The sequence below is a fragment of the Paraburkholderia tropica genome, assembly GCF_014171495.1.
Taxonomy (GTDB): Bacteria; Pseudomonadota; Gammaproteobacteria; order Burkholderiales; family Burkholderiaceae; genus Paraburkholderia; species Paraburkholderia tropica.
Window position 1 is genome coordinate 843,330 of sequence record NZ_CP049134.1, and the last position, 21,163, is coordinate 864,492.

At 65.8% G+C, this 21,163-nt stretch carries 17 protein-coding genes and 1 pseudogene; 7 read left to right on the forward strand and 11 right to left on the reverse strand.

The features are described 5' to 3' along the window. Positions 1-90 precede the first annotated feature (90 nt). Both G5S35_RS03720 and glnK read left to right on the forward strand, forming a co-directional pair. Positions 91-2,193: an NAD(+) synthase gene (locus G5S35_RS03720; protein WP_183038599.1), complete on the forward strand. Its 2,103-nt coding sequence runs from the start codon at positions 91-93 to the stop codon at positions 2,191-2,193. 80 nt (positions 2,194-2,273) lie between these two features. Further along, positions 2,274-2,612 carry a P-II family nitrogen regulator gene (gene glnK, locus G5S35_RS03725; RefSeq protein ID WP_065063755.1) on the forward strand — a complete coding sequence of 113 codons (339 nt, stop codon included), beginning with the start codon at positions 2,274-2,276 and terminating at the stop codon, positions 2,610-2,612. A gap of 177 nt (positions 2,613-2,789) precedes the next feature. On the opposite strand, the gene G5S35_RS03730 is transcribed toward glnK, so the two are convergent. The 5 genes from G5S35_RS03730 to G5S35_RS03750 form a co-directional block, all read right to left on the reverse strand. Next, the gene (locus G5S35_RS03730; RefSeq protein WP_065063793.1) at positions 2,790-3,938 is read right to left on the reverse strand and encodes a porin; all 1,149 of its coding nucleotides are present in this window, start codon (positions 3,936-3,938) and stop codon (positions 2,790-2,792) included. Positions 3,939-4,557: 619 nt separating this feature from the next. Then, positions 4,558-5,340: an ABC transporter ATP-binding protein gene (locus G5S35_RS03735; protein ID WP_065063753.1), complete on the reverse strand. Its 783-nt coding sequence runs from the start codon at positions 5,338-5,340 to the stop codon at positions 4,558-4,560. Positions 5,341-5,356: 16 nt separating this feature from the next. Then, entirely contained in the window at positions 5,357-6,070 is a 714-nt protein-coding gene (locus G5S35_RS03740; RefSeq protein ID WP_065063791.1) for an ABC transporter permease, read from the reverse strand. 60 nt (positions 6,071-6,130) lie between these two features. Continuing rightward, positions 6,131-6,820 (reverse strand): ABC transporter permease, encoded by a 690-nt coding sequence (locus G5S35_RS03745; RefSeq protein WP_065063751.1) that lies wholly within the window; start codon positions 6,818-6,820, stop codon positions 6,131-6,133. 286 nt (positions 6,821-7,106) lie between these two features. Further along, positions 7,107-7,883 (reverse strand): ABC transporter substrate-binding protein, encoded by a 777-nt coding sequence (locus G5S35_RS03750; RefSeq protein ID WP_065063749.1) that lies wholly within the window; start codon positions 7,881-7,883, stop codon positions 7,107-7,109. Between the two features lie 506 nt (positions 7,884-8,389). On the opposite strand from G5S35_RS03750, the gene G5S35_RS03755 reads away from it, so the two are divergent. Continuing rightward, positions 8,390-9,088: a pirin family protein gene (locus tag G5S35_RS03755; protein ID WP_124261126.1), complete on the forward strand. Its 699-nt coding sequence runs from the start codon at positions 8,390-8,392 to the stop codon at positions 9,086-9,088. A 221-nt stretch (positions 9,089-9,309) separates the two neighbouring features. On the opposite strand, the pseudogene G5S35_RS03760 reads toward G5S35_RS03755, so the two are convergent. Next, a pseudogene (locus G5S35_RS03760) lies at positions 9,310-9,875 on the reverse strand (Spy/CpxP family protein refolding chaperone). Positions 9,876-10,104: 229 nt separating this feature from the next. Between G5S35_RS03760 and G5S35_RS03765 the strand changes: the two are divergent. Further along, positions 10,105-10,836 (forward strand): response regulator, encoded by a 732-nt coding sequence (locus G5S35_RS03765; RefSeq protein ID WP_065063743.1) that lies wholly within the window; start codon positions 10,105-10,107, stop codon positions 10,834-10,836. Further along, a complete protein-coding gene (locus tag G5S35_RS03770; RefSeq protein ID WP_176080484.1) occupies positions 10,820-12,133 on the forward strand; it encodes an ATP-binding protein in 1,314 nt (437 codons plus the stop codon). The genes G5S35_RS03765 and G5S35_RS03770 overlap by 17 nt, the downstream gene beginning before the upstream one ends. A gap of 146 nt (positions 12,134-12,279) precedes the next feature. Here the strand turns inward: G5S35_RS03770 and G5S35_RS03775 are convergent, their stop codons facing one another. Together G5S35_RS03775 and G5S35_RS03780 are read right to left on the reverse strand one after the other, a co-directional pair. Beyond that, entirely contained in the window at positions 12,280-12,546 is a 267-nt protein-coding gene (locus tag G5S35_RS03775) for a double-stranded DNA-specific endonuclease (protein ID WP_065063739.1), read from the reverse strand. A gap of 185 nt (positions 12,547-12,731) precedes the next feature. Beyond that, positions 12,732-14,411: a sensor domain-containing diguanylate cyclase gene (locus tag G5S35_RS03780; RefSeq protein WP_065063737.1), complete on the reverse strand. Its 1,680-nt coding sequence runs from the start codon at positions 14,409-14,411 to the stop codon at positions 12,732-12,734. 665 nt (positions 14,412-15,076) lie between these two features. On the opposite strand from G5S35_RS03780, the gene G5S35_RS03785 reads away from it, so the two are divergent. Beyond that, positions 15,077-16,840, forward strand: coding sequence for an ABC transporter permease (locus G5S35_RS03785; protein WP_065063736.1), 1,764 nt, complete (start codon positions 15,077-15,079; stop codon positions 16,838-16,840). Between the two features lie 60 nt (positions 16,841-16,900). Continuing rightward, positions 16,901-18,250 carry an ABC transporter ATP-binding protein gene (locus tag G5S35_RS03790; RefSeq protein ID WP_183038600.1) on the forward strand — a complete coding sequence of 450 codons (1,350 nt, stop codon included), beginning with the start codon at positions 16,901-16,903 and terminating at the stop codon, positions 18,248-18,250. 82 nt (positions 18,251-18,332) lie between these two features. Here G5S35_RS03790 and G5S35_RS03795 read toward each other — a convergent pair whose 3' ends face one another. The 3 genes from G5S35_RS03795 to G5S35_RS03805 form a co-directional block, all read right to left on the reverse strand. Further along, positions 18,333-18,905, reverse strand: coding sequence for a hypothetical protein (locus G5S35_RS03795; RefSeq protein WP_234774820.1), 573 nt, complete (start codon positions 18,903-18,905; stop codon positions 18,333-18,335). After that, complete coding sequence (locus tag G5S35_RS03800) at positions 18,902-19,528, reverse strand: hypothetical protein (RefSeq protein ID WP_373681616.1); 627 nt, start codon at positions 19,526-19,528, stop codon at positions 18,902-18,904. Before G5S35_RS03800 ends, G5S35_RS03795 begins: the two co-directional genes overlap by 4 nt. 319 nt (positions 19,529-19,847) lie before the next feature. Next, positions 19,848-20,888: a sigma-54 interaction domain-containing protein gene (locus G5S35_RS03805; protein ID WP_065063785.1), complete on the reverse strand. Its 1,041-nt coding sequence runs from the start codon at positions 20,886-20,888 to the stop codon at positions 19,848-19,850. Positions 20,889-21,163 lie beyond the last annotated feature (275 nt).

The following is a 21,163-nucleotide window of genomic DNA, read 5'->3' on the forward strand; positions in this document are numbered from 1 at the left end:
GCGCGGCCAGCACGAACCGTACCAGAACCTCGCCATTCGCTTGCCAGGCGCCGCGTGCGCCGACTGCCTCAAGAGCCCAAGGTTATCGACATGAAAGAGCGCTTCTTCAATCTCTACTCGCATGGTTTCGCGCGCGTGGCCGTGGGCTTGCCGCGCTGCCACGTGGCCGATCCGGTCTTCAACACCGAACAGACGCTCGCGCTCGCCCGCGAGGCGGCGGCGAAGGGCGCGGTGCTCGTCGCGTTTCCGGAACTCGGTTTGTCGGCGTATAGCTGCGACGATCTCTTCCATCAACAGGCGCTGCTCGATGCCTGCGAGCACGCGCTCGCGCAGATCGCCGAAGCTTCGAAGACGCTGCCGCTCGCGATGATCGTCGGTTTGCCGCTGCGCGTCGGGCATTCGCTGTTCAACTGCGCCGCCGTGGTGGCGGGCGGCCGCGTCGCGGGCATCGTGCCGAAGAGCTATCTGCCGAACTACGGCGAGTTCTACGAGCCGCGCCAGTTCAGCGCCGCCGACAGCGCGAGCGTCGACAGCGTGCGCATCGCGGGCGCGGACGTGCCGTTCGGCGCCGCGCTGCTGTTCGACGTGCCGGAGGTCGCGGGCCTGCGCTTCCAGGTGGAAATCTGCGAGGACGTCTGGGTGCCGATTCCGCCGTCGTCGTTCGCGGCGCTTGCGGGCGCGTCGGTGCTCGTGAATCTGTCGGCGTCCAACGTGGTGGTGGGCAAGGCGGGCTATCGCCATCAACTGGTTTCGCAGCAGTCGGCGCGCTGCCTCGCGGCGTATCTCTACACCTCGGCGGGCAAGGGCGAATCGACCACGGACCTCGCGTGGGACGGTCAGGCGCTCGTCTGCGAAAACGGCGAATTGCTCGCGCAGTCCGAGCGTTTCTTCGACGATTCGCAGATCATTTACGCCGATGTCGATCTGGAGCGCCTCCAGCAGGAGCGCATTCGCCAGACCACATTCGGCGATTCGATCCGCCGTCACGCCGACGAAATCGCGAAGTTCCGCGTGATCGAATGCGCCGTCGGCAATGCACAAGACAACGCGCAAGGGGCGGCGCCGTGGCAGCAGGAAACGCTCGCGCTGGAGCGCCGCGTCGAGCGCTTCCCGTATGTGCCGGCCGATCCGAAGCGCCGCGACGAACGCTGCAACGAGGTCTACAACATTCAGGTGCAGGCGCTCGTGCAGCGTCTCTCGCAGGCCAACATCAAGAAGGTGGTGATCGGCGTGTCGGGCGGGCTCGATTCCACGCACGCGCTGCTCGTCTGTGCGAAGGCGATGGACCGCCTCAAGCTGCCGCGCGCGAACATCCTCGCGTACACGATGCCGGGCTTCGCGACCAGCGAACGCACGCTGCGCCAGGCGCGCGAGCTGATGAATCTCGTGGGCTGCACGGCGCGCGAAATCGACATCCGCAAGAGCTGCATGCAGATGCTCGAAGACCTCGGCCATCCGTATTCGGAAGGCAAGGAAAGCTACGACATCACGTTTGAAAACGTGCAGGCGGGCGAGCGCACGAATCATCTGTTCCGTCTCGCGAACTTCAATCATGCGATCGTGATCGGCACGGGCGATCTGTCCGAGCTCGCGCTCGGCTGGTGCACCTACGGCGTCGGCGATCACATGTCGCATTACAACGTGAACGCCAGCGTGCCGAAGACGCTCATCACGCACCTCGTGCGCTGGGTCGCGGAAACCGGCCAGATCGGCCAGAACGGCGAGAGCGGACGCGACGTGCTCGAAGCGATTCTCGGCACCGACATCAGCCCCGAACTGATTCCCGGCAAGTCGGACGGCGCGCCCGAGCAGAAGACCGAAAGCACGATCGGACCGTACGAGCTGCAGGACTTCAATCTCTACTACACGCTGCGCTTCGGCTTCACGCCCGCGAAGGTCGCGTTCCTCGCGCGTCACGCGTGGCGCGACCGCGAGACGGGCGCGTGGCCGGAGAACGCCGAGGTCGCGCGCAATCAGTACGATCTGGCGGCCATCAAGCGCAATCTGCGGATTTTCCTCGACCGCTTCTTCCGCCAGAGCCAGTTCAAGCGCAGTTGCGTGCCGAACGCGCCGAAGGTGGGCACGGGGGGCTCGCTGTCGCCGCGCGGCGACTGGCGCGCGCCGAGTGATTCGGAATCGGTCGTCTGGCTCGCCGATCTGGAGCGCGTGCCCGCGCAGGAGCCGGCGGCGTAAAATTACGCCAGTCACATTGCCCATTTACCGCAAGTCACCGGATACGAAACCTACGTAACCGATACCGAACGAGGATCGCCATGAAACGCATTACCGCCGTCATCAAACCGTTCAAGCTCGACGAAGTGCGCGAGGCGCTCGCCGAAGTGGGCCTCACGGGCCTGACCGTCACCGAAGTGAAGGGCTTCGGCCGCCAGAAGGGCCACACGGAGCTGTATCGCGGCGCCGAATACGTGGTCGACTTCCTGCCGAAGGTGAAGATCGAAGTCGTGGTCGCCGACGAGCAGACCGACCAGGTGATCGACGCGATCATCGGCGCGGCGCGCACCGGCAAGATCGGCGACGGCAAGATCTTCGTCACCGACGTCGAGCGCGTGATCCGCATCCGCACGGGCGAAGAGAACGAAGCGGCGGTCTGATCGATCGTCCGCACGGGCGTCACGTCACAGCGTGACGCCGGCAAAGAAAAAGGGCGGCCCGAAGGTCGCCCAGGAATAAAAAACGGTGCGGTACCCTTTCGGACACCGCACCGATACGCGCCTCTCGCAGCAGCGTGAAAACGTCGATGTAGCTGTTCTGTCTACACTCGTCCGGAATTAGAACGAGTGCTGGATGCCTGCGTACACGCCGGTCTGGCTGTGGCCGGCCAGCGGGTTGCCCGTGGCAGCCGAGTCGCCGTAGTTGTTGGCGTTCAGACCGAAGTTGGCCGACTTGCTGTTCTGCACCGTGGCGACCTGCAGGTCGAGCAGCGTGCGCTTGGACAGGTTGTACGAGCCGCCGATCGTGTACAGCGTGGCGTTGCCGCCGCCGTTGTTCGCGTTGACGTGGTAGACCGCGGCGATCAGCGCGGCAGCCGGCGTGGCTTGCCACGTCACACCGCCCCACTCGTGATCGAGCGTGCTCGGCTGGCCGATTGCCAGACCCGTCATGCCCGACGAGCGAACGGCTTCGTAGCCGCCCTGAACCTTGAACGGACCGAGGAACACGTTGACCATCGCCATGTAGTCGCGCGAGTACGCGAAGACGCCTTGCGAGGCGTTGTCTGCGTTGGTCTGGTCGTACGTGCCACCCAGCGTACCGTTGGCCGGATTGCGGATTTCGTCGTAGATACCGCGAACCTGGAACAGCGAGTTCGTGTAGGTCAGCTGGATGCCGTTCTGGCGGCCTTGCGACGTCGTGCCGTTACCGTTCCAGTTCGTGGCGTTCGAGAACGAGTACTGGCCGTACACGTCGAAGCCGTAGAACTTCGGCGACTGGTACGAAATGTTGTTGCTTGATTGCGGCCAGTTACGACCACGGACCATCGATGCCGACGACCAGTTCGACTGACCGAACGGGTCGAAGTCCCAAATGCCGTTGACGATCATCAGTTCGCGGCCCAACAGCAGCGTACCGTAGTTGTCGTTCGACATACCGACCGTTGCCCAGCGATTGAAGAGGCCGCCGTTGCCCGGACCTGCGCCCGTTGCCGTGCTGAAGCTGCCTTCCAACTGGAAGAGTGCCTTGTTGCCGCCGCCGAGGTCTTCAACGCCCTTCATGCCCCAGAGGCTGGTGCCCCAGTAGCCGCTTTCGAGCTGAACCTGGCTCGTGCCATGGGTAGCCTGGCCGTTTGCGCCCGAACCGGCGCCGACGCCGTTCATGTACGCCACACCTGCGTCGAGGCGGCCGTAGAGCGTCACGCTGCTTTGCGCATGCGCCACGACGCCAGCCGACATCAATGCTGCGGCGAGCAATGCTTTCTTCATCTTCTCCTCCATACCCTGTCAAAGAGTCAACCTTAGTACTGCGAAAGACGTCCGCGCGCCTTCGGGGTGCTGCGGACAGAAACGGTCGCGTAAAGGGAGTGTGACCCGGAGGATCGGCGTACGGAAACGATGCGAGCAGGACAACCTGATCGAGTCGTCATGCAGATCCCCTGGTTGACTGGCATCTCCCGTTCTTATTTGAAGTGAAACTACTTTTAAAGAAGTTTGTTTTGCTACTTTGGTTACTAATTTAGCAAAAAAGGTGGGCGGTGGCGAACGAAATCGCGCGGGCGGCGCCGGGTGTCGTCAAATTGCCATATGGCCTTCCTGGATGGTGGTCACCCGAGTCTGAAAAGTATGCCTAAATCCTTATCAGACAAGGGACACACGGATCGTCAGGGGGGCTCCTCAGGATTGCCACTATTGACGCGTGAAGGACGCAGGAGTAATGCGAAAAACGCGCTTTTGGCGGCGATTTTCGGGGGCGAGAGGCGGGTTGCGAAGGAAAAAAGAAAAGGCGCAGAAAGCGCCTTGAAATACTACTTTTACTACATCGCCGCTGGAACGGATGTAGTCGACTACATAGACTGACTATGCAGCGCGACTACAAAACCCGGCATCACTTCAGACTGCCCGACAAAAACTGGCGCAGACGGTCGCTCTTCGGATTGGCGAACACCTCGGCGGGCACGCCTTCCTCTTCCACGCGGCCTTGATGCAGGAACATCACATGATTCGAAACGTTGCGCGCGAAACCCATTTCGTGCGTCACGACGATCATCGTGCGGCCTTCCTCGGCGAGCTGCTGCATCACCTTGAGCACTTCGCCGACGAGTTCGGGGTCGAGCGCCGAAGTCGGTTCGTCGAACAGCATCACGTCGGGGTTCATGGTGAGCGCGCGGGCGATCGCCACGCGCTGCTGCTGGCCGCCCGAGAGATGCGACGGATACTGCTTCTCCACGCGCGGCGCGAGCCCGACCTTCTCCAGATAGACGCGCGCGCGGTCCTCGGCCTCCTTGCGCGAAAGACCGAGCACGTGCACCGGCGCCTCGATCACGTTCTCGAGCACCGTCATGTGCGACCACAGGTTGAAGTGCTGGAACACCATCGCGAGCTTGGTGCGCACGCGCTGCAACTGCTTGACGTCGGCGGCCACGAGCGCGCCGCTGCGGCGGTCGGCCTTCGTGACGACTTCTTCGCCGTCGACGAAGATGCGGCCCGCGTTCGGCTGCTCGAGGAAGTTAATGCAGCGCAGCATCGTGCTCTTGCCGGAGCCCGACGAGCCGATCACGCTGATCACGTCGCCGGCGTTCGCCTTGAGCGAGACGCCTTTGAGCACTTCGTTGTCGCCGTACTGCTTGTGGATCGAATCGACGAAAAGTTTCTGCTTCTGGGAATTCATCAAAGACCTCGTTGGCTCACTTGCCTTGCGGTCGCAGGTATGCGAGCCAGCGGCGCTCGGCTTGGCGGAACAGCCACACGAGCGTGAATGAAATGATCAGGTACAGCACCGCGGCGATGCCGAACGCGCCGAACGACTGGTACGTCGCCGAGTTCACGTCGCGCGCGATCTTCAGGATGTCCGGCACGGTGGCCGTGAACGCGACGGTGGTCGCGTGCAGCATCAGGATGACTTCGTTGCTGTAGTAGGGCAGCGCGCGGCGCAGCGCCGACGGCAGGATCACGCGGCGATACAGCGTGAACGGGCTCATGCCGTAGGCGCGCGCGGCCTCGATCTCGCCGTAGGGCGTCGCCTTGATGGCGCCCGCGAAGATCTCGGTCGTGTACGCGCAGGTGTTGAGCGTGAACGCGAGCAGCGTGCAGTTCATGCCGCTGCGGAAGAACGCGCTCGTCAGCTCGTGATTGCGGATGATTTCGAGGCTGTAGAGGCCCGTGTAGCAGAGCAGCAGTTGCACGTAGAGCGGCGTGCCGCGAAAGATGTACGTGTACAGCCACACGAGGCCCGAGAGCCACTTCTTCTTCGAGACGCGCGCGACGGCGAGCGGCACCGAGAGGCAGAAGCCGAGGCCGATCGAAATCACCAGCAGCCAGGCCGTGATCGCGACGCCCGTGAAGTGATACCCGTCGGTGTAGAGATAGTTGCGCCAGTATTGCTGGATCAGCTGGATCAGGTCTTGCATTGTCGTTGGCCTTGTCTTGTCTTCTGGCTAAGTTCCGCCTGAGCCTGGATCTCAGAGATCCGCTTTGCGCACGCCCGTGGAGTAGCGCTTGTCGAGATACATCAGCACGAAGTTCGAGACCGTCGTGATGCCGAGATAGATCGCGCCCGCGAGCAGCGTGAAGAAGAAAAAGCGCAGCGTGCCCTTGCCGGCGTCCTGGCTGGCCTTCACGACGTCGGCGAGACCGATGATCGAGACGAGCGCCGTGGACTTCACGAGCACCTGCCAGTTGTTGCCGATGCCGGGCAGCGCGAAGCGCATCATCTGCGGGAACATGATGCGCGTGAACACCTGCCAGTTCGTCATGCCGTAGGCGTGGCCCGCTTCGAGCTGGCCGCGCGGCACGGCGAGAAATGCGCCGCGGAAGGTTTCCGTGAAGTACGCGCCGTAGATGAAGCCGAGCACCACCACGCCGGCGAGGAACGGGTCAATGTCGATCTGATCCCAGCCGAGCATGTCGGTGAGGTCGTTCAGCCAGATCTGGATGCTGTAGAACAGCAGCAGCATCAGCACGAGATCGGGCACGCCGCGGATCAGCGTGGTGTAGGCCGTGCCCGCGCCGTGCACGGCGCGGTTTTTCGAGAGCTTCGCCGCCGCGCCGATCAGCCCGAGCACGAAGGAGAGCACGAGCGAGAGCACCGCGAGCTTGACGGTCTGCCAGGTGCCGGCGAGGATCAGCGGGCCGTAGCCTTGAAGAAACATAGGTGAGTCCTCGACGAAGCGTCCTCGATGCCGAGGGGCGCCTCGCGAAAGGCGCGGCAGCGACTGCCGCGGTTCAAATCCGGTCAAGCGCGGCTGGCGAGGCTTCGCCGCGTGGCCGTCGGTCTCCGTGTCCTGGAGGCGCGTGTCGAATGGTGTCGAATGGCGCTCTGGACGGCGTCTTCGCAGGACGCGCTTCGCACTGTATACGAAGCGCCTGCGCGGTCCATCGGGGCGAGCCCCGGGCGCGCCGCGCGCGCCGGCCTTTTGCCCGGCTCGCTTGCCCGAGTTACTTGCCCTTGTAGATCGGGAAGTCGAAATACTGCTTCGCGATCTGGTCGAACGTACCGTCCTTGTGCAGCGAGGCGAGGGCCGCGTTGAACTTCGCCTTCAGGTCGGCGTCGTCCTTGCGCAGGCCGATGGCGGTGCCGTCGCCGATCGTCGCCAGATCCTCGACTTCCGGACCGGCCCAGCCGAAGCCCTTGCCGCGCGGCGTCTTCAGGAAACCGTAGTCGGCCTGCACTTCATCCTGCAGCGTGGCGTCGAGGCGGCCCGCGATCAGATCCTGATAGACCTGATCCTGGTTCTGGTACGACACCACGTTCACCCCCTTGGGCGCCCAGTGGACCTTCGCGTACGCTTCCTGGGTCGAGCCCTGTTCCACGCCGACGTTCTTGCCCTTGAGCGATTCGGGCGTCGGCAGCAGCGGCGAACCGCTGCGCGCGATCATGCGCGCGGGCGCGTCGAACAGCTTGTCGGAGTAGTCGATCTGCTGGCGGCGCTGCGGCGTGATCGTCAGCGACGAGACGATCGCATCGAACTTGCGCGCCTTGAGCGCCGGAATGATGCCGTCGAGGTCGTTTTCCACCCACACGCACTTCACGTTCATGCGCGCGCACAGCGCCTTCGTGAGGTCGACGTCGAAACCGACGATCTGGCCGTTGGCGGCCTTGGACTCGAACGGCGGATAGCTCGCATCGACGCCGATACGCACGGTATGCCAATCCCTGGCCGCGGCGCTGCCCGCCATCAGGGCGAGCGCGACGCACACTGCGAACTTCTTCATCTTTCTCCTGTCGGGGCGCAGCGAGTGGTTCATCACTGACTCCGTCCCTTCCATAGCTGAGGCGGGCGCTTCGGGACCGCGGCGCCGGCGGCGCGCGTCGATACCGGCGCTCGCTCGCGACTTGCGCGAACCGGCTCGTGGCCGGAGCGCCGCCATTGTAGGCGATCAAAAATACGGGTCGGACGCGCAGGGCGTCCAGGCTGGCGCCCAAAGCCGGCGCCGGGTCGCGCGCGAGCTGGCGCTGGCCGAAAAGCGCGGTATTTTACCCGAAGCCAGGGCGCACGCGGGCGACTCGGCACCAGGCATGTGGTTCAGGCCTGACAGAATTGGTCGCGGGGCGCGTATCGAGCGGCGATCGGGCGCCCGATCGGTGTCCGGACGGCCGCGACGCGCCCGCGCCGGCCATTGATGTTGCTGGCGAAACGATGCGGTGCGCAGGTGCGGATTGTGCGCGAGGCCGTCCGCCCCTACCTTCGGACATCGACATGACTGAACGGAGAATCCCCATGCTTGCGATCCGACGCGCCGACGAACGCGGCCATGCCAACCACGGCTGGCTCGACACGTATCACAGCTTCTCGTTCGCGGACTATTTCGACGAAGCGCATCTGCACTACGGCGCACTGCGCGTGCTCAACGACGACCGCATCGCGGGCGGACGCGGCTTCGGCGCGCACGGCCACCGCGACATGGAAATCGTCACCTATGTGCTTTCCGGCGCGCTCGCGCACCGCGACAGCATGGGCAACGGCTCGACCATCCGCCCCGGCGACGTGCAGCGCATGAGCGCCGGCACGGGCGTGATGCACAGCGAGTTCAACGCCTCGAAGGACGAGGAAGCGCATCTGCTGCAGATCTGGCTGCTGCCGACCGAACGCGGCGGCGCGCCGGGCTACGAGGAAAAGCGGTTCGACGACGCCGACAAGCGCGGCCGTCTGCGCCTGATCGCCTCGCCCGACGGGCGCGACGGCTCGGTGACGGTGCAGGCCGACGCCTCGATTCACGCAGCGCTGATCGACGGCGACGAGCGCGCCGAATATGCGGTGCCGGCGGGGCGGCGGGTCTACGTGCAGGTGGCGCGCGGCGTGCTGGAGGTCAACGGCGAGCGCCTGGACACCGGCGACGCGGCGATGATCGAAGCCGAAACGGCCGTGGTGCTCGCGAAGGGCGAAGCGGCGGAAGTGCTGCTGTTCGACGTGGCGTGATGCCGCACGGGACGCGCAGGCCGTGCGTGTGACGCTGCGCGCGGGGCGGCCCCCCGCGCGCGGCCATGAAAAAAGCGCCGCGAGGGATGAGACTCGCGGCGCTTTCGCTTTTGTTTGCGTCTTTGCTGAACCGGGCGGTCAGGCCCGCGCCGGGCGGACGTGCGGCGGCGCGACCCGCCGCGCGTCCGCTCAGGCGCGCGCCTCGATTGGCGCCCGGTTGCTTACTGCGCGCCCGGCGCCGATGCCGCGCCCTTGTCGTGGCGGTGCTGTTCCCAGCGCTGACGCATCTTCTCGTGGCGCTGTTCCATCTTCGCGAAGTGCTCCTTGAGCGCCGAGCTGACGGTGGTCTTCTGCTGGTCGTTCAGGCCGTTGTAGAACGCGAGCCAGGCTTGCGCGGTCTGCTCGCGCAGTTGCGCTTCCTGCTGCTCGATCTGCTGATGCGTGGCGTGCATCGCGTTCAGGTCGAGGATCGGCTGGTTCTTCTGCGCGTCGAACTGCTGCTTGAGCTGTTCATGGTTCTTGCGCATGGCCTGGCCGTTCTGCTTCATGGTGTCGACGGCGGTTTGCCATTGCTTTTCCTGAGCGGCGTTCAGGTTGAGCTTGTCGTGCAGCTTTTTGGCGCCCATCATGAAGTCGCCGTGCATGCCCGGGCCGCCGTGCGGGCCGTGCATCATGCCGGGACCGCCCGGGGCGGCGGCGGCGTTTGTGCATTGGCGGCGGTTGCGCCGACCGTGAGAGCGAGAGAGGCAGCGGCGATCGCGAGAAGGCGCGAAGTAGTCTTGTACATGGTGATGCTCCTGACAAATCCTTGAAGGTTTGGTCCGGTTTGGCACGGCGTCCGAAGCAGGGTGGCCGCAACCGGTGTCCCTAGCGTATAGGCCGGTCAGGAGCGGCGTGTTACGGGCCACGGCGTTGTCATTACGCGACATTACATGTGCCTTTCGCGGTAACTTCTCGTAACCCAAAGCGCCTCCGTGTAAGCAAACGGCTTACATGCGCGCGTTAAACTTCGTCCCATGGCTACTCAAATTCTGGTCGTCGATGACGACGTCGAACTGCGCGACCTGCTGCGCGACTATCTGGCGCGGCAAGGCATGGAAGTGTCGGTGCTGCACGATGCGGGCTCGCTCGAGCGCCGCCTCGAGCGCGAGCGCCCCGACCTGATCGTGCTCGATCTCATGATGCCGGGCGTCGACGGACTCACCGCGCTGCGCAAGCTGCGCGCGTCCGGCGACGACATCCCCGTCATCATGCTGACCGCGCGCGCCGACGACGTGGACCGCATCGTCGGTCTCGAACTGGGCGCCGACGATTACCTCGGCAAACCCTTCAACCCGCGCGAACTGCTGGCGCGCGTGCAGGCCGTGCTGCGCCGTCGCCGCACGCTGCCCTCGGCCGCCGCGCCCGAGCAGCGCGAGCCGTTCTCGTTCGGCCGCTTCACGCTCGACTTCCAGTCGCGCACGCTCCAGCAGGAAGGCAAGCCCATCATGCTGTCGGGCAGCGAGTTCGCGCTCCTGAAGATTTTCGTCAATCACCCCATGCGCACGCTCACGCGCGAGCGCCTGCTCGAACTGCTGCACGGTCCGGAATACGACGGCACCGACCGCGGCATCGACGTGCAGGTGTGGCGTCTGCGACGCATCCTCGAAACCGATCCGTCCACGCCGCGCTTCATCCAGACGGTGCGTGGCCGCGGCTACGTTTTCGTGCCGGACGGCGAGCAGAGTGGTCATGCGCCGGCCGGTTGATTCGCTGTTCGGGCGGCTTGCGCTGCTCTTCATTGGCGTTCTGCTGCTGTCGCACGTCGCCTGGTTCGCGCTCATGCGTCTCGAGCGCGACCAGATGCAATCGCGCTACGCGGTCGAAGAGGCCATGTTCCTCGTCGACGCCGTGCGCCAGCACGTCCAGCGCGAGCCCGACCAGCCGCTGCCCTCGCGGGTGCAGCTGGTGCCGGCCGACAGCCCGGACGTGCCGACCATGCGCAGCGAAATGCCGGAGCCGCTTCACCGCTTCCTTGACGACATCCGCGAGCGCATGCCGCCGGGCACGGAAGTGCGCCCCGGCATGCCGGGCCGTCCGCCCACGCTGTGGGTGAAGGGGCCGCAGGACGCGAAGTGGATCGTGGTGCCGGGGCAGCCGCTGCGCATGATGCGGCCGATCGACCGCGCGCCGTGGTTCATCATCATCTTCTCGGCGGCGCTGGTGGCCGCGCTGGTGGCGGCGTGGATGGTGCAAAAGCCGCTGCGCGCGCTGGCTCACGCGGTCGCGCGCTTCGGCCGCGGCCAGCCCGTGCCGCCGCTGCGCGAGCGCGGTCCGCGCGAGCTGCGCCAGCTCACGCGCGGCTTCAATCAGATGGTGAAGGAAGTCGAGCGCACCGAGAAAGACCGCGCGGTCATGCTCGCGGGCGTGGCGCACGACCTCAAGACGCCGCTGGCGCGTTTGCGTCTGCGCGCCGAAATGATGGACGAGCAAAAGGTGCGTGACGGCGTGGTGCGCGACGTGGAGTCCATGGCGCACATCGTCGACCAGTTTCTGGTGTTCGCGCACGATGGCGCCGACCGCAGCGAGCCCGTCGAAGTCGACGAGCAGTGCGAGCGCATCGCGCGCAATTACCGCACGGTGGGCGGCGAGACGCTGGCGATCGAGCGGCGTTTCAAGGCCGGTCCGGACTTCCGTCTGCCGGCCGCCACGCTCGACCGCGTGGTCGCGAATCTGCTCGACAATGCGCACGCCTATGGCGCGCCGCCCGTTGTGATCGAAACGTCGCGCGATGCCGAGGGCTACACGCTCACGGTGCGCGACCACGGCAAGGGCATCGCCGACCAGGACCTTACGCAGGCGAGCCGTCCGTTCGTGCGGCTCGACCCGGCGCGCGGCGGCAACGGCCACAGCGGCCTGGGTCTCGCGATTGTCGAGCGGCTGGTGCGGCGCGCGGGTGGCGAGATCGCCATCGGCAACGGCGAAAGCGGCGGCCTCGCGGTGCGCATGAGCTTTCCGTTCGAAGTGGTCGAACGTACGGTGGCCGAGGCGGCTCAGATCTGGTGAGCGCCGGCGTGCTGTAGACGGTTTGGGGATTTGCGCGGCGGGCGTCCGGGCTGTGCCGGAGCCGACCGAAAGTCCAGCGGATGCGTGTTGGCGAATATGAATCAGTGTGACCCGGAGCGGCTGCGAACCAGCCGCTCTTTTTATTTTCAGGCCGAGAACAGCGTGTCGAGCGCGGCGGCGGCTTCGCTGTCGACCGTGTTGTAGACAACGCTGTCGGCTTCGAAGATGTAGTGCGTCGTGTATTTGCCGATGCGGGCGAGAATCTCTTCCTGGACCAGCTCGGGCGCAGCCTCGAGCTTCAGATACCACGCGGTCGAAGAGAGGCGCGTCTGGAACGCGCCGTATTCCACCATCAACTGGTCGAACGCGAGAGCATCCTGATCGCGGCAGACGATGACCAGATTTCCCTTCATGCATGCCTCCTGATATGTGCTGTGAAACGACCTGACGCGCCGCGCGCCGGACTTCGGCGATGCGCATAGCATGGCGGAGCGTGCTGCGCTGGTCCGATGATACCGCGTCGGGCCGGTTTGCCCCGGTCGAGTTCGGCAGTTAAGTGAGTGTGTGCTGATGTCCGGCGTGCGCGGCGACGGCGCGTTCACCACGTTTCGGCGGCGGTGCGCGGCGGCACGGCGCCGTCGGCGGTCATCGCCTCGCAGCGGTCGCGGCCGCCCGCTTTCGCCATGTAGAGCGCCAGATCGGCACGGCTCATCAGCCGTTCGGGCTGATCTTGCGACGCGGCCAGTTCGGTGACGCCGATGCTCACGCTCAGGTTCGATTCCGCGGGCAATTCCGCGCACGGGCTCGACTTCACTTCGCGGCGCAGACGCTCGATTACGTCGTGCGCGGTCGAGAGCGAGGTGTCGGTTAGCAGGATGCCGAACTCCTCGCCGCCGAGCCGTCCCACGGCGTCGCCGGAGCGCAGTTCGGCGCGGCAGGTTTCCACGAAATGCTGAAGCGCGCGGTCGCCCGCCGGATGGCCGAAGCGGTCGTTGATCTGCTTGAAGTGATCGAGGTCGGCGATCGCCATGCACAGCGGCTTGCCCTGCGCATAGGCGGCGTCGATTTCGCGGCGCAGCAGGTCGAGGAAATAGCGGCGCGACAGGGCGCCGGTCAGCGCGTCGTGGCGCGCTTCGGCGGCGAGCAGCGCGTTGGCGGCCTGCAGTTGCCCCGCGAGATCGCGGCTCGCGCGATGCAGACGCCGCTCGCGCACCCACGAGATCGAAATCACGGCCGCGAGCGCCGCGGTGCCCGCGAGCGTCAGAAAAATCAGCAGACGATCGCGCCGATGGTTGGCGAGCAGTTCAGGCCAGGCGTTGAGCGGATCGACGAGATGCGCCGAGAGTCCCGAGTTGAGCCCGCCGCGCACCTCATAAAGAGCGGGCAGGGGCTGGCCCGGCAGATCGACGAGCGACTGCGCGGCCTGCGCGGGCATCCACGGCGCCTGGCTCGTGGCGGCGTCGGCGGCGTTTTGCAGCGACAGTTCGGAGAAGCGCTCGCGCAGATAGGTGTTCACGCGGTCGACGGCGTTCATTTCTTCGACGTGCGAGCCGGGCATCGCGAGCCCTTCGAGCGCGCTGTCGTGCGCCATCACGATCACGCCGTTGCTGTCCGAGACGAAGGTGCCCGGATGCGTCACCCAGTGGCGCAGCCGCGCGATGCTCACCTTGGCGACCACGGCGCCCACCAGCAGGCCGTTGTCGTAGGCCGGTGCGGCGACGAAGATGCCCGGCTCGCCGCTCGAGGTGCCCACACCATAGGTTTCTGAGAACGCACCGAGCAGCGTGTCGGTGAGGTACGCGCGCGGACGCATGTCGACGCCCACGTAGGAAATCTTGTCCATCGCGTTGCTCGACGCGATGCAGATGCCGTTGCTGTTGACGAGCCAGATCGCATCGAGGCCGGAGAAGCCTTGCGCGTCGTGCAGGAAGCGGTTGACGGTGGCGAGCTCGGGCATCTGCTGCAACGCTTCGCGTCGCGCCAGTTCCGTAGATGTGCGCAAAGCGGCATAATGCCCGGCCTCGGTGAGCGCCTGTTGCACCACGCGGGTCTCGGCCATAGTGGCGGGAATCGCACGCGACATGGCGAGATCGCTGGCGATCACTTCCGCCATGTTGTCGACGACGGAACGCGTCATCTGACGCTGGACCTTGAGCGCCGTGTCGAGCTCCTGACGCACCATGCGGTCGGCGAGCCAGCCGGCGCCCAGCCAGCAGACGAGGGCGACCGCCACGACTCCGAGCGGCCCGGCTGCCTGACGCAAGAGTCTCCTGTTCATCGGCCTTCTGATTCGTGGATGGGCATGGCGCGCCTGATGCTTGAGCGGGCGGCTCGCCCGATATCCCGGCGCGTGAAGCACCGGCCCGGCACAACGGGACACTGCGCGGCGAAGGGGTGGCCGTCGCCGCGTGACGATTCTACCTCTCGAACGGCGTCTGCGAGCCTGCAAACGCCGTCCGGCGGGCCTCGCGCGTGATCGCCGTGTGCGCGGGCGCACGTTGGGGAGTCGTCGGCAGGCTTTGCCGCATGCTGGCCGGAATGTCGCGGAAAGCGCGCCGAAAGTGGCTCGAAAGCCCCGCCTGGCGGGCGTTTGCTGGAATCCTGCCGGCGTGGCGCGCGAGGTTGAATGTGTCACGAAGGTTGGTGTAGTGTCGTGCCGTTCCGAACCAGGCAAGCCTGCCGCGTGAGCGCGCCGCCGCGGGTTGCGCCGGCCGCGCCGGACGGCAGCGGGCGCGCTTCCTTGGGTCCGGCCCCTGCGTGCGGCGGCATGCGTCCTCGTGGGGCGCCGCCGCGTCATCAACGCTAACGAAATACTCAGTCCATGCGTCTTGCCTTTGCTGATTTCCGCTCTCCGCGCGCCGCTTGCGTTGCTTGCGTGGCTGGTGCCGCGCGCGCACCGCACCGCGAGGCCGCCGCATCGATCTTCAACGGGGAGGGCGTCTGATGGAATTCAAGTTCAACCTGAACCGCACGGCCAACGCTTCGGCGTGGCGCGTGCTGCCTAATCGCTGGGACTTCGTGGCGTTCCCGCTGATCATCTGCCTGATCGCGATGGCCGCCGTGGGCTTTCACGAAACGATGGCGCCCATCGCCACGCTCAAGGCGCAGCCGATCTCGCTCGACGCCGCGAACCTGCCCGAATACGCGATGCGCACGACGCTGCGCATGCTGGCGGCGATGGTCGCCTCGCTGATCTTCACGCTGGTCTACGGCACGCTCGCGGCCAAGAGCCGCCGCGCCGGTCTCGTGCTGGTGCCGATCCTCGACATTCTTCAGTCGGTGCCGGTGCTGGGCTACATTTCGTTCACGGTCACGTTTTTCCTCGCGCTGTTTCCCTCGCGCGTGCTCGGCGCCGAACTCGCGGCGATCTTCGCGATCTTCACGAGCCAGGCGTGGAACATGACCTTCAGCTTCTATCAGTCGCTGCGCACGGTGCCGCGCGATCTCGACGAAGTCTCGAAAGGTTTCCATCTGACCAACTGGCAGCGCTTCTGGAAGCTCGAAGTGCCGTTCTCGATGCCGGGCCTCATCTGGAACATGATGATGTCGATGTCGGGCGGCTGGTTCTTCGTGGTGGCTTCCGAAGCGATCACGGTGGGCAACAACACGATCACGCTGCCGGGCGTCGGCGCCTATCTCGCGCAGGCCATCGCCGAGCGCAACATGCACGCGATCGGCTGGGTGATCCTGACGATGACGGTCGTGATTCTCGCCTACGACCAGCTGCTGTTCCGACCGCTCGTCGCGTGGGCCGACAAGTTCCGCATGGAGAACACCAGTTCCGGCGACGCGCCGCAGTCGTGGCTGCTCGACCTGATCCGCCGCACGCATCTGATTCACGAACTGCTCGTGCCGCTCGGCTGGGTTTTCGCCAAGGCCGCGCGCATTCCGTTCCGTCTGCCCGCGTTTCCGACGATCCAGCGCGCCGCGCCCGCGGCCCCCGCGCGCGGCGGCGCGCGCTCGAAGCTCGGCGATATCGTCTGGGCGCTCTTCGTGATCGCGCTCACGCTGTTCGTGGTCTGGCGCGTGGTGGCCTACGTGCGCACGGGCGTCTCGCTCGACGAAGTCGGCCACGTGCTCATGCTCGGCCTCATCACGCTGCTGCGCGTGATCGTGCTGATCGCGATCGCTTCGGTGATCTGGGTGCCGCTCGGCGTGCTGATCGGCATGCGCCCGGCGCTCGCGGAAAAGATCCAGCCGCTCGCGCAGTTTCTCGCGGCGTTTCCGGCGAACCTGCTGTTCCCCGTGTTCGTGATCGTGATCGTGCGCTTCCACCTCAATCCTGACATCTGGCTGTCACCGCTGATCGTGCTCGGCACGCAGTGGTATATCCTGTTCAACGTGATTGCCGGGGCGAGCGCCTACCCGAACGACTACAAGGAAGCGGCGAAGAATTTCCGCATCCGTGGCTGGCAGTGGTGGCGTCAGGCGGTGCTGCCGGGCATCTTCCCGTACTACATCACCGGCGCGATCACGGCCTCGGGCGGCGCGTGGAACGCGAGCATCGTCGCCGAATACGTGCAGTGGGGCGACACGAAGCTCGAAGCGCATGGCCTCGGCGCGTACATCGCGCAGATGACCGCCGCCGGCGACTTTCCGAAGATCATCCTCGGCATCGCCGTGATGTCGCTGTTCGTCACGCTGTTCAACCGCGTGCTCTGGCGCCCGCTGTACACGCATGCCGAATCGCGGCTGCGGCTCGATTGATCGCCATCGGGCGAAGACTGCGACAATTCAGCGAATCAACGAAGGATCGAAGGTAACGCGATGCAAAACCCCAAGACCCTGAGCACCGCGCACGGCGACGTGCAGACGGCCCCGAATCCGCCGCGGCTCGGCGAGGAAATCCTGCGTGTCAAGGACGTATGCCGGGGCTTCAACAAGTCGCAGGGCGAACTGCTGGTGCTCGACGACGCCAATCTCTCGCTGCGCGAAGGCGAGATCGTCGGGCTGCTCGGCCGCTCCGGTTCGGGTAAGTCGACGCTGCTGCGCATCATCGCCGGGCTGATCGAGCCGACCGGCGGCGAAGTGACGTGGCGCGGCAAGCCGCTCGACGGCCCGGCCGAAGGCGTGGCAATGGTGTTCCAGACCTTCGCGCTGTTCCCATGGCTCACGGTGCTGCAGAACGTGGAAGCCGGTCTGGAAGCGCAGGGCGTGGGCGCGCGCGCGCGTCGCGAACGCGCGCTGGCGGCGATCGACCTGATCGGTCTCGACGGCTTCGAAAACGCCTATCCGCGCGAACTCTCGGGCGGCATGCGCCAGCGCGTGGGCTTCGCGCGCGCGCTCGTCGTCGATCCGATGCTCATGCTGATGGACGAGCCGTTCTCCGCGCTCGACGTGCTGACCGCCGAAACGCTGCGTACCGACCTGCTCGATCTGTGGACGCAAGGGCGTCTGCCGATCAAGTCGGTGCTGATCGTCACGCACAACATCGAGGAAGCGGTGTTCATGTGCGACCGCATTCTGGTGCTGTCGTCGAATCCGGGTCGCGTGGTCGCGGAAATCAAGGTGCCGTTCAAGCATCCGCGCAATCGTCTGGACCCGGCGTTCCGCAAGCTGGTCGACGACATCTACGCGAAGATGACCGCGCGTCAGACCGGCGAGACGACGAGGAAGGGCCTCGAACTCGGCAGCTGGCTGCCGCGCGTGTCGACCAACCTGATGGCCGGTCTGATCGAAACGCTCGCCGCCGCGCCGTATCACGGCCGCGCCGACATGCCGGAAATCGCCCGCTCGCTGCATCTGGAAGTGGACGATCTGTTCCCGATCGCGGAAGTGCTGCAACACCTCGGTTTCGCCGATGTGCGCGAAGGCGACGTGCTGCTCACGCCGCCCGCCCGCGTGTTCGCGGAATTCGGCACGCAGGAGCGCAAGATGATGTTCGCCGAGCATCTGCTGCGTCATGTGCCGCTCGCGGCGCGGATCAAGAAGGTGCTCAACGAGCGTCCGGGCCACCGCGCGCCGCGCGTGCGCTTCGAGCAGGAACTCGAAGACTTTCTCTCCGACGGCGCGGCCGAGGAGACGCTCGACACCGTGATCGACTGGGGCCGTTACGGCGAGATCTTCTCGTACAACGACCAGTCGGAAATCTTCAGTCTCGAAGACGTGGAGTCCTGATCGATTTGCGGATCGCATTCACGCGATACGCACCATGAAAAACGGTCGCCGAGGCGACCGTTTTTTCGTGTTGTGCGAGCGATTATTGCAGCGCGCCCCAGCGCTCGACGGCAGGCTCGGCCGTCGCCCATTTCCAGGTGCTCTGATCCTGGCACGCGGTGGCGGTGTACCACTGCTCGGGCGAGTTGGCGGCGTCGCCGTCCTGCACGGAGAACACGAAGTCCTTGCACAGCGCGAGCGCCGACGCGAACGCGCGCGTCACGCGCACCTTGCCGTGGCCGTTTTCCACGGGCAGCGTGTGCTTGATGCGCCAGGTGTCGGTGCCGTCGACGGGCAGACGTCCGGCGGTTTCCGCGATCAGCTCCTGCTGGTCGGCGTGCATGCTCTTCATGAAGCGGTTGACGGCTTCGTCGGTGGCCGCCTGCACGGCGATACCCACGCCCACGCCCACGGCCGGATTCGCGGTGACGATGCCGGTGGCGGCCGCGGCGGCGGCCCCGCTGGCCGCGCCGATTGAGCCGCAGCCGCTGGTGGTGAGCGCAACGCTCGCGCAGAGCGCCGCGAGTGCAACGAGCGAGAGCCCGCGCGATGCGCCGGGACGCCGCGCGCGCGCCGCACGTGTCGCGGCCACGGCCGGGGAATTCACGCCGTTCATTGCAGCGCGCCCCAGCGCGCGGTGGCCGGTTCGGCCGACGCCCACTTCCAGTTCTGACCGTCGCGGCACACCGAGGCCACGTAGAACGCGCTCGTCGCGGCCTTGTCCTTCGTCGCGTCGTGATCGACGGAGAAGACGATTTCCTTGCAGTCGAGCGCGCCCGAACTGATCGTGCGGCTCACCGTCACGCGGCCGTGTTCGTCGTCTTCGATCGGAAACGAATGGACGATCGACCAGGGCGCGACGGCGCCGACGTCGAGCGGGCCCGCGGCCTTCGCGATGCTGTCCTGGGTGTTGGTGTGCACGACGCGCTCGGAGTACTGCACGCCGGCCTTGGCGGCGGCCAGCGCGCCGAGGCCGATGCCGGTCGCCACGGCCGCGTTGTTCGTCACCTTCGCGGCGACGGCGGCGCCCGCGATACCGGCGCCGGTTTGCGCGCCCTCGGAGTAGAGCGAGCTGCACGCCGAACACGCGAAGCTGGCCACGGTGGCGAGCAGCGAGAGCGACGCGGCGCGGCGCCAGCGCGCCGACGAAGCGGCGTGCCGTGCGAGCGCGATACGAATCGTTTCACGCGGCGAATCAGCGATCGGGTGAGTCGTCGAGTCGATCGGCGATGCCGCCATCGGCGCGTTGCACGCCAGAGCACTTCGTTCTTGCATGATCCTTTCCCTGCCGCTTGCGGCCGGAAGCCGCGTTGCGCAAGCCTCCAGCACGTTTTCGTGCTGCGGATTGTGCAGGAAGGACTTACACAAGGGCATAGGTAAAGTGCAAGAAATTGCAAAATGCCGTGCACCGCTTGTCCTAACGTGATTGCGATGACGGCTATTTCGCAACATTTCGAGGCTTTTTGCCGACGCTTTCGTCGACGTATTCGGCAACGCGCTTGCCGATAACCGACAGCCTCGTTTCAGATTCCTTTCGCCTGAAATCTTCCGCGCGCGATCATGCGTCGTCGCGCGCGTCGTCGCCTTCGTCGCTGTCGATGTCCTCCGGCGGCGGCGCGTCGCCGTCCTCGGCGCCGTAGCTGCCGAGCCGGTTGTACAGCGTCTTCAGACTCACGCCGAGCGTGCGCGCCGCGAGACGCTTGTCGCCGCCGCAATGCTTGAGCGTGCCGAGAATGATCTGCTTTTGCGCGTCCGCGAGCGGCGTGCCGATCCACACGCTCATCGCATCGCCCTGCGTGACGGGCTTCTTCACGCGCGGCACGAGTTGCGGATGCGCGATCTCCACCTGCTTCTCGGCGAGGATGAACGCGCGATACACCGCGTTCTTCAGCTCGCGCACGTTGCCGGGCCACGACCAGTTGCGCACCGTTTCGAGCGCGCGCTTGCTGAACACCTTCTGCGTGCCGCTCTCGTCGTTGAGTTCGTTGAGAAAGAGCTGGGCGAGCAGTTCGCGGTCGCGCTCGCGTTCGCGCAGCGGCGGCGCGCGCAGCGGAAACACCGCGAGGCGATACATCAGATCCTCGCGCAGCGCCATGTCGCGCACGGCGGCCACGGGGTCGCGATTGGTCGCGGCGATCACGCGCACGTCGCCGCGAATCGCCTCGTTGCTGCCGACGGGGTAGTACTCGCCGGACTCCAGCGCGCGCAGCAGCTTGACCTGATGCAGCAGCGACATTTCGGTGACTTCGTCGAGAAACAGCGTGCCGCCGCGCGCGTGCTCGAAGTGGCCGTCGCGCGCCTGCACCGCGCCCGTGAAGCTGCCTTTTTCGTGGCCGAAGAGTTCGGCTTCGATCAGCTCGTCGGGAATCGCGCCGCAGTTCACGGCGATGAACGGACCGTCGCGGCGATTGCTTTCCTCGTGAATCGTGCGCGCGACCAACTCCTTGCCGGTGCCCGATTCGCCGACGATCAGCGCCGTCGCCTCGGTCACCGAAACGCGCCGGATCTGCTCGTAGAGGTCCTGCATGACCGCCGACGAACCGTACAGGCGTCCGTACGATTCCAGGCCCGCGACGCGCGCGCTCCGTTCCTCGCTCATGCGCGCGTCGTCGGGCTTGTCGGGCTTGTCGGTTTTGTCGCGGCGTGCCGCGGCGCGCGGCTTGTCGCTGCGTTTTTCACTGCGCTTTCCTGCACGCTTCTCGTCAGGCCGTTCATCCAGCATCTCGTTACGTTGTTCGTCGCGCATTGCATCGCGCTCGGCGGCGGGCGAGCCCGGCTCGATTGTCGCCATAGGGTAGTCGTCCTGCAAAGTGTGGTGTGTGGCCCGAAGCCGGGGCGCTGGCGTTGCGCGCGTCGGGCGGATCGGGCATGGCT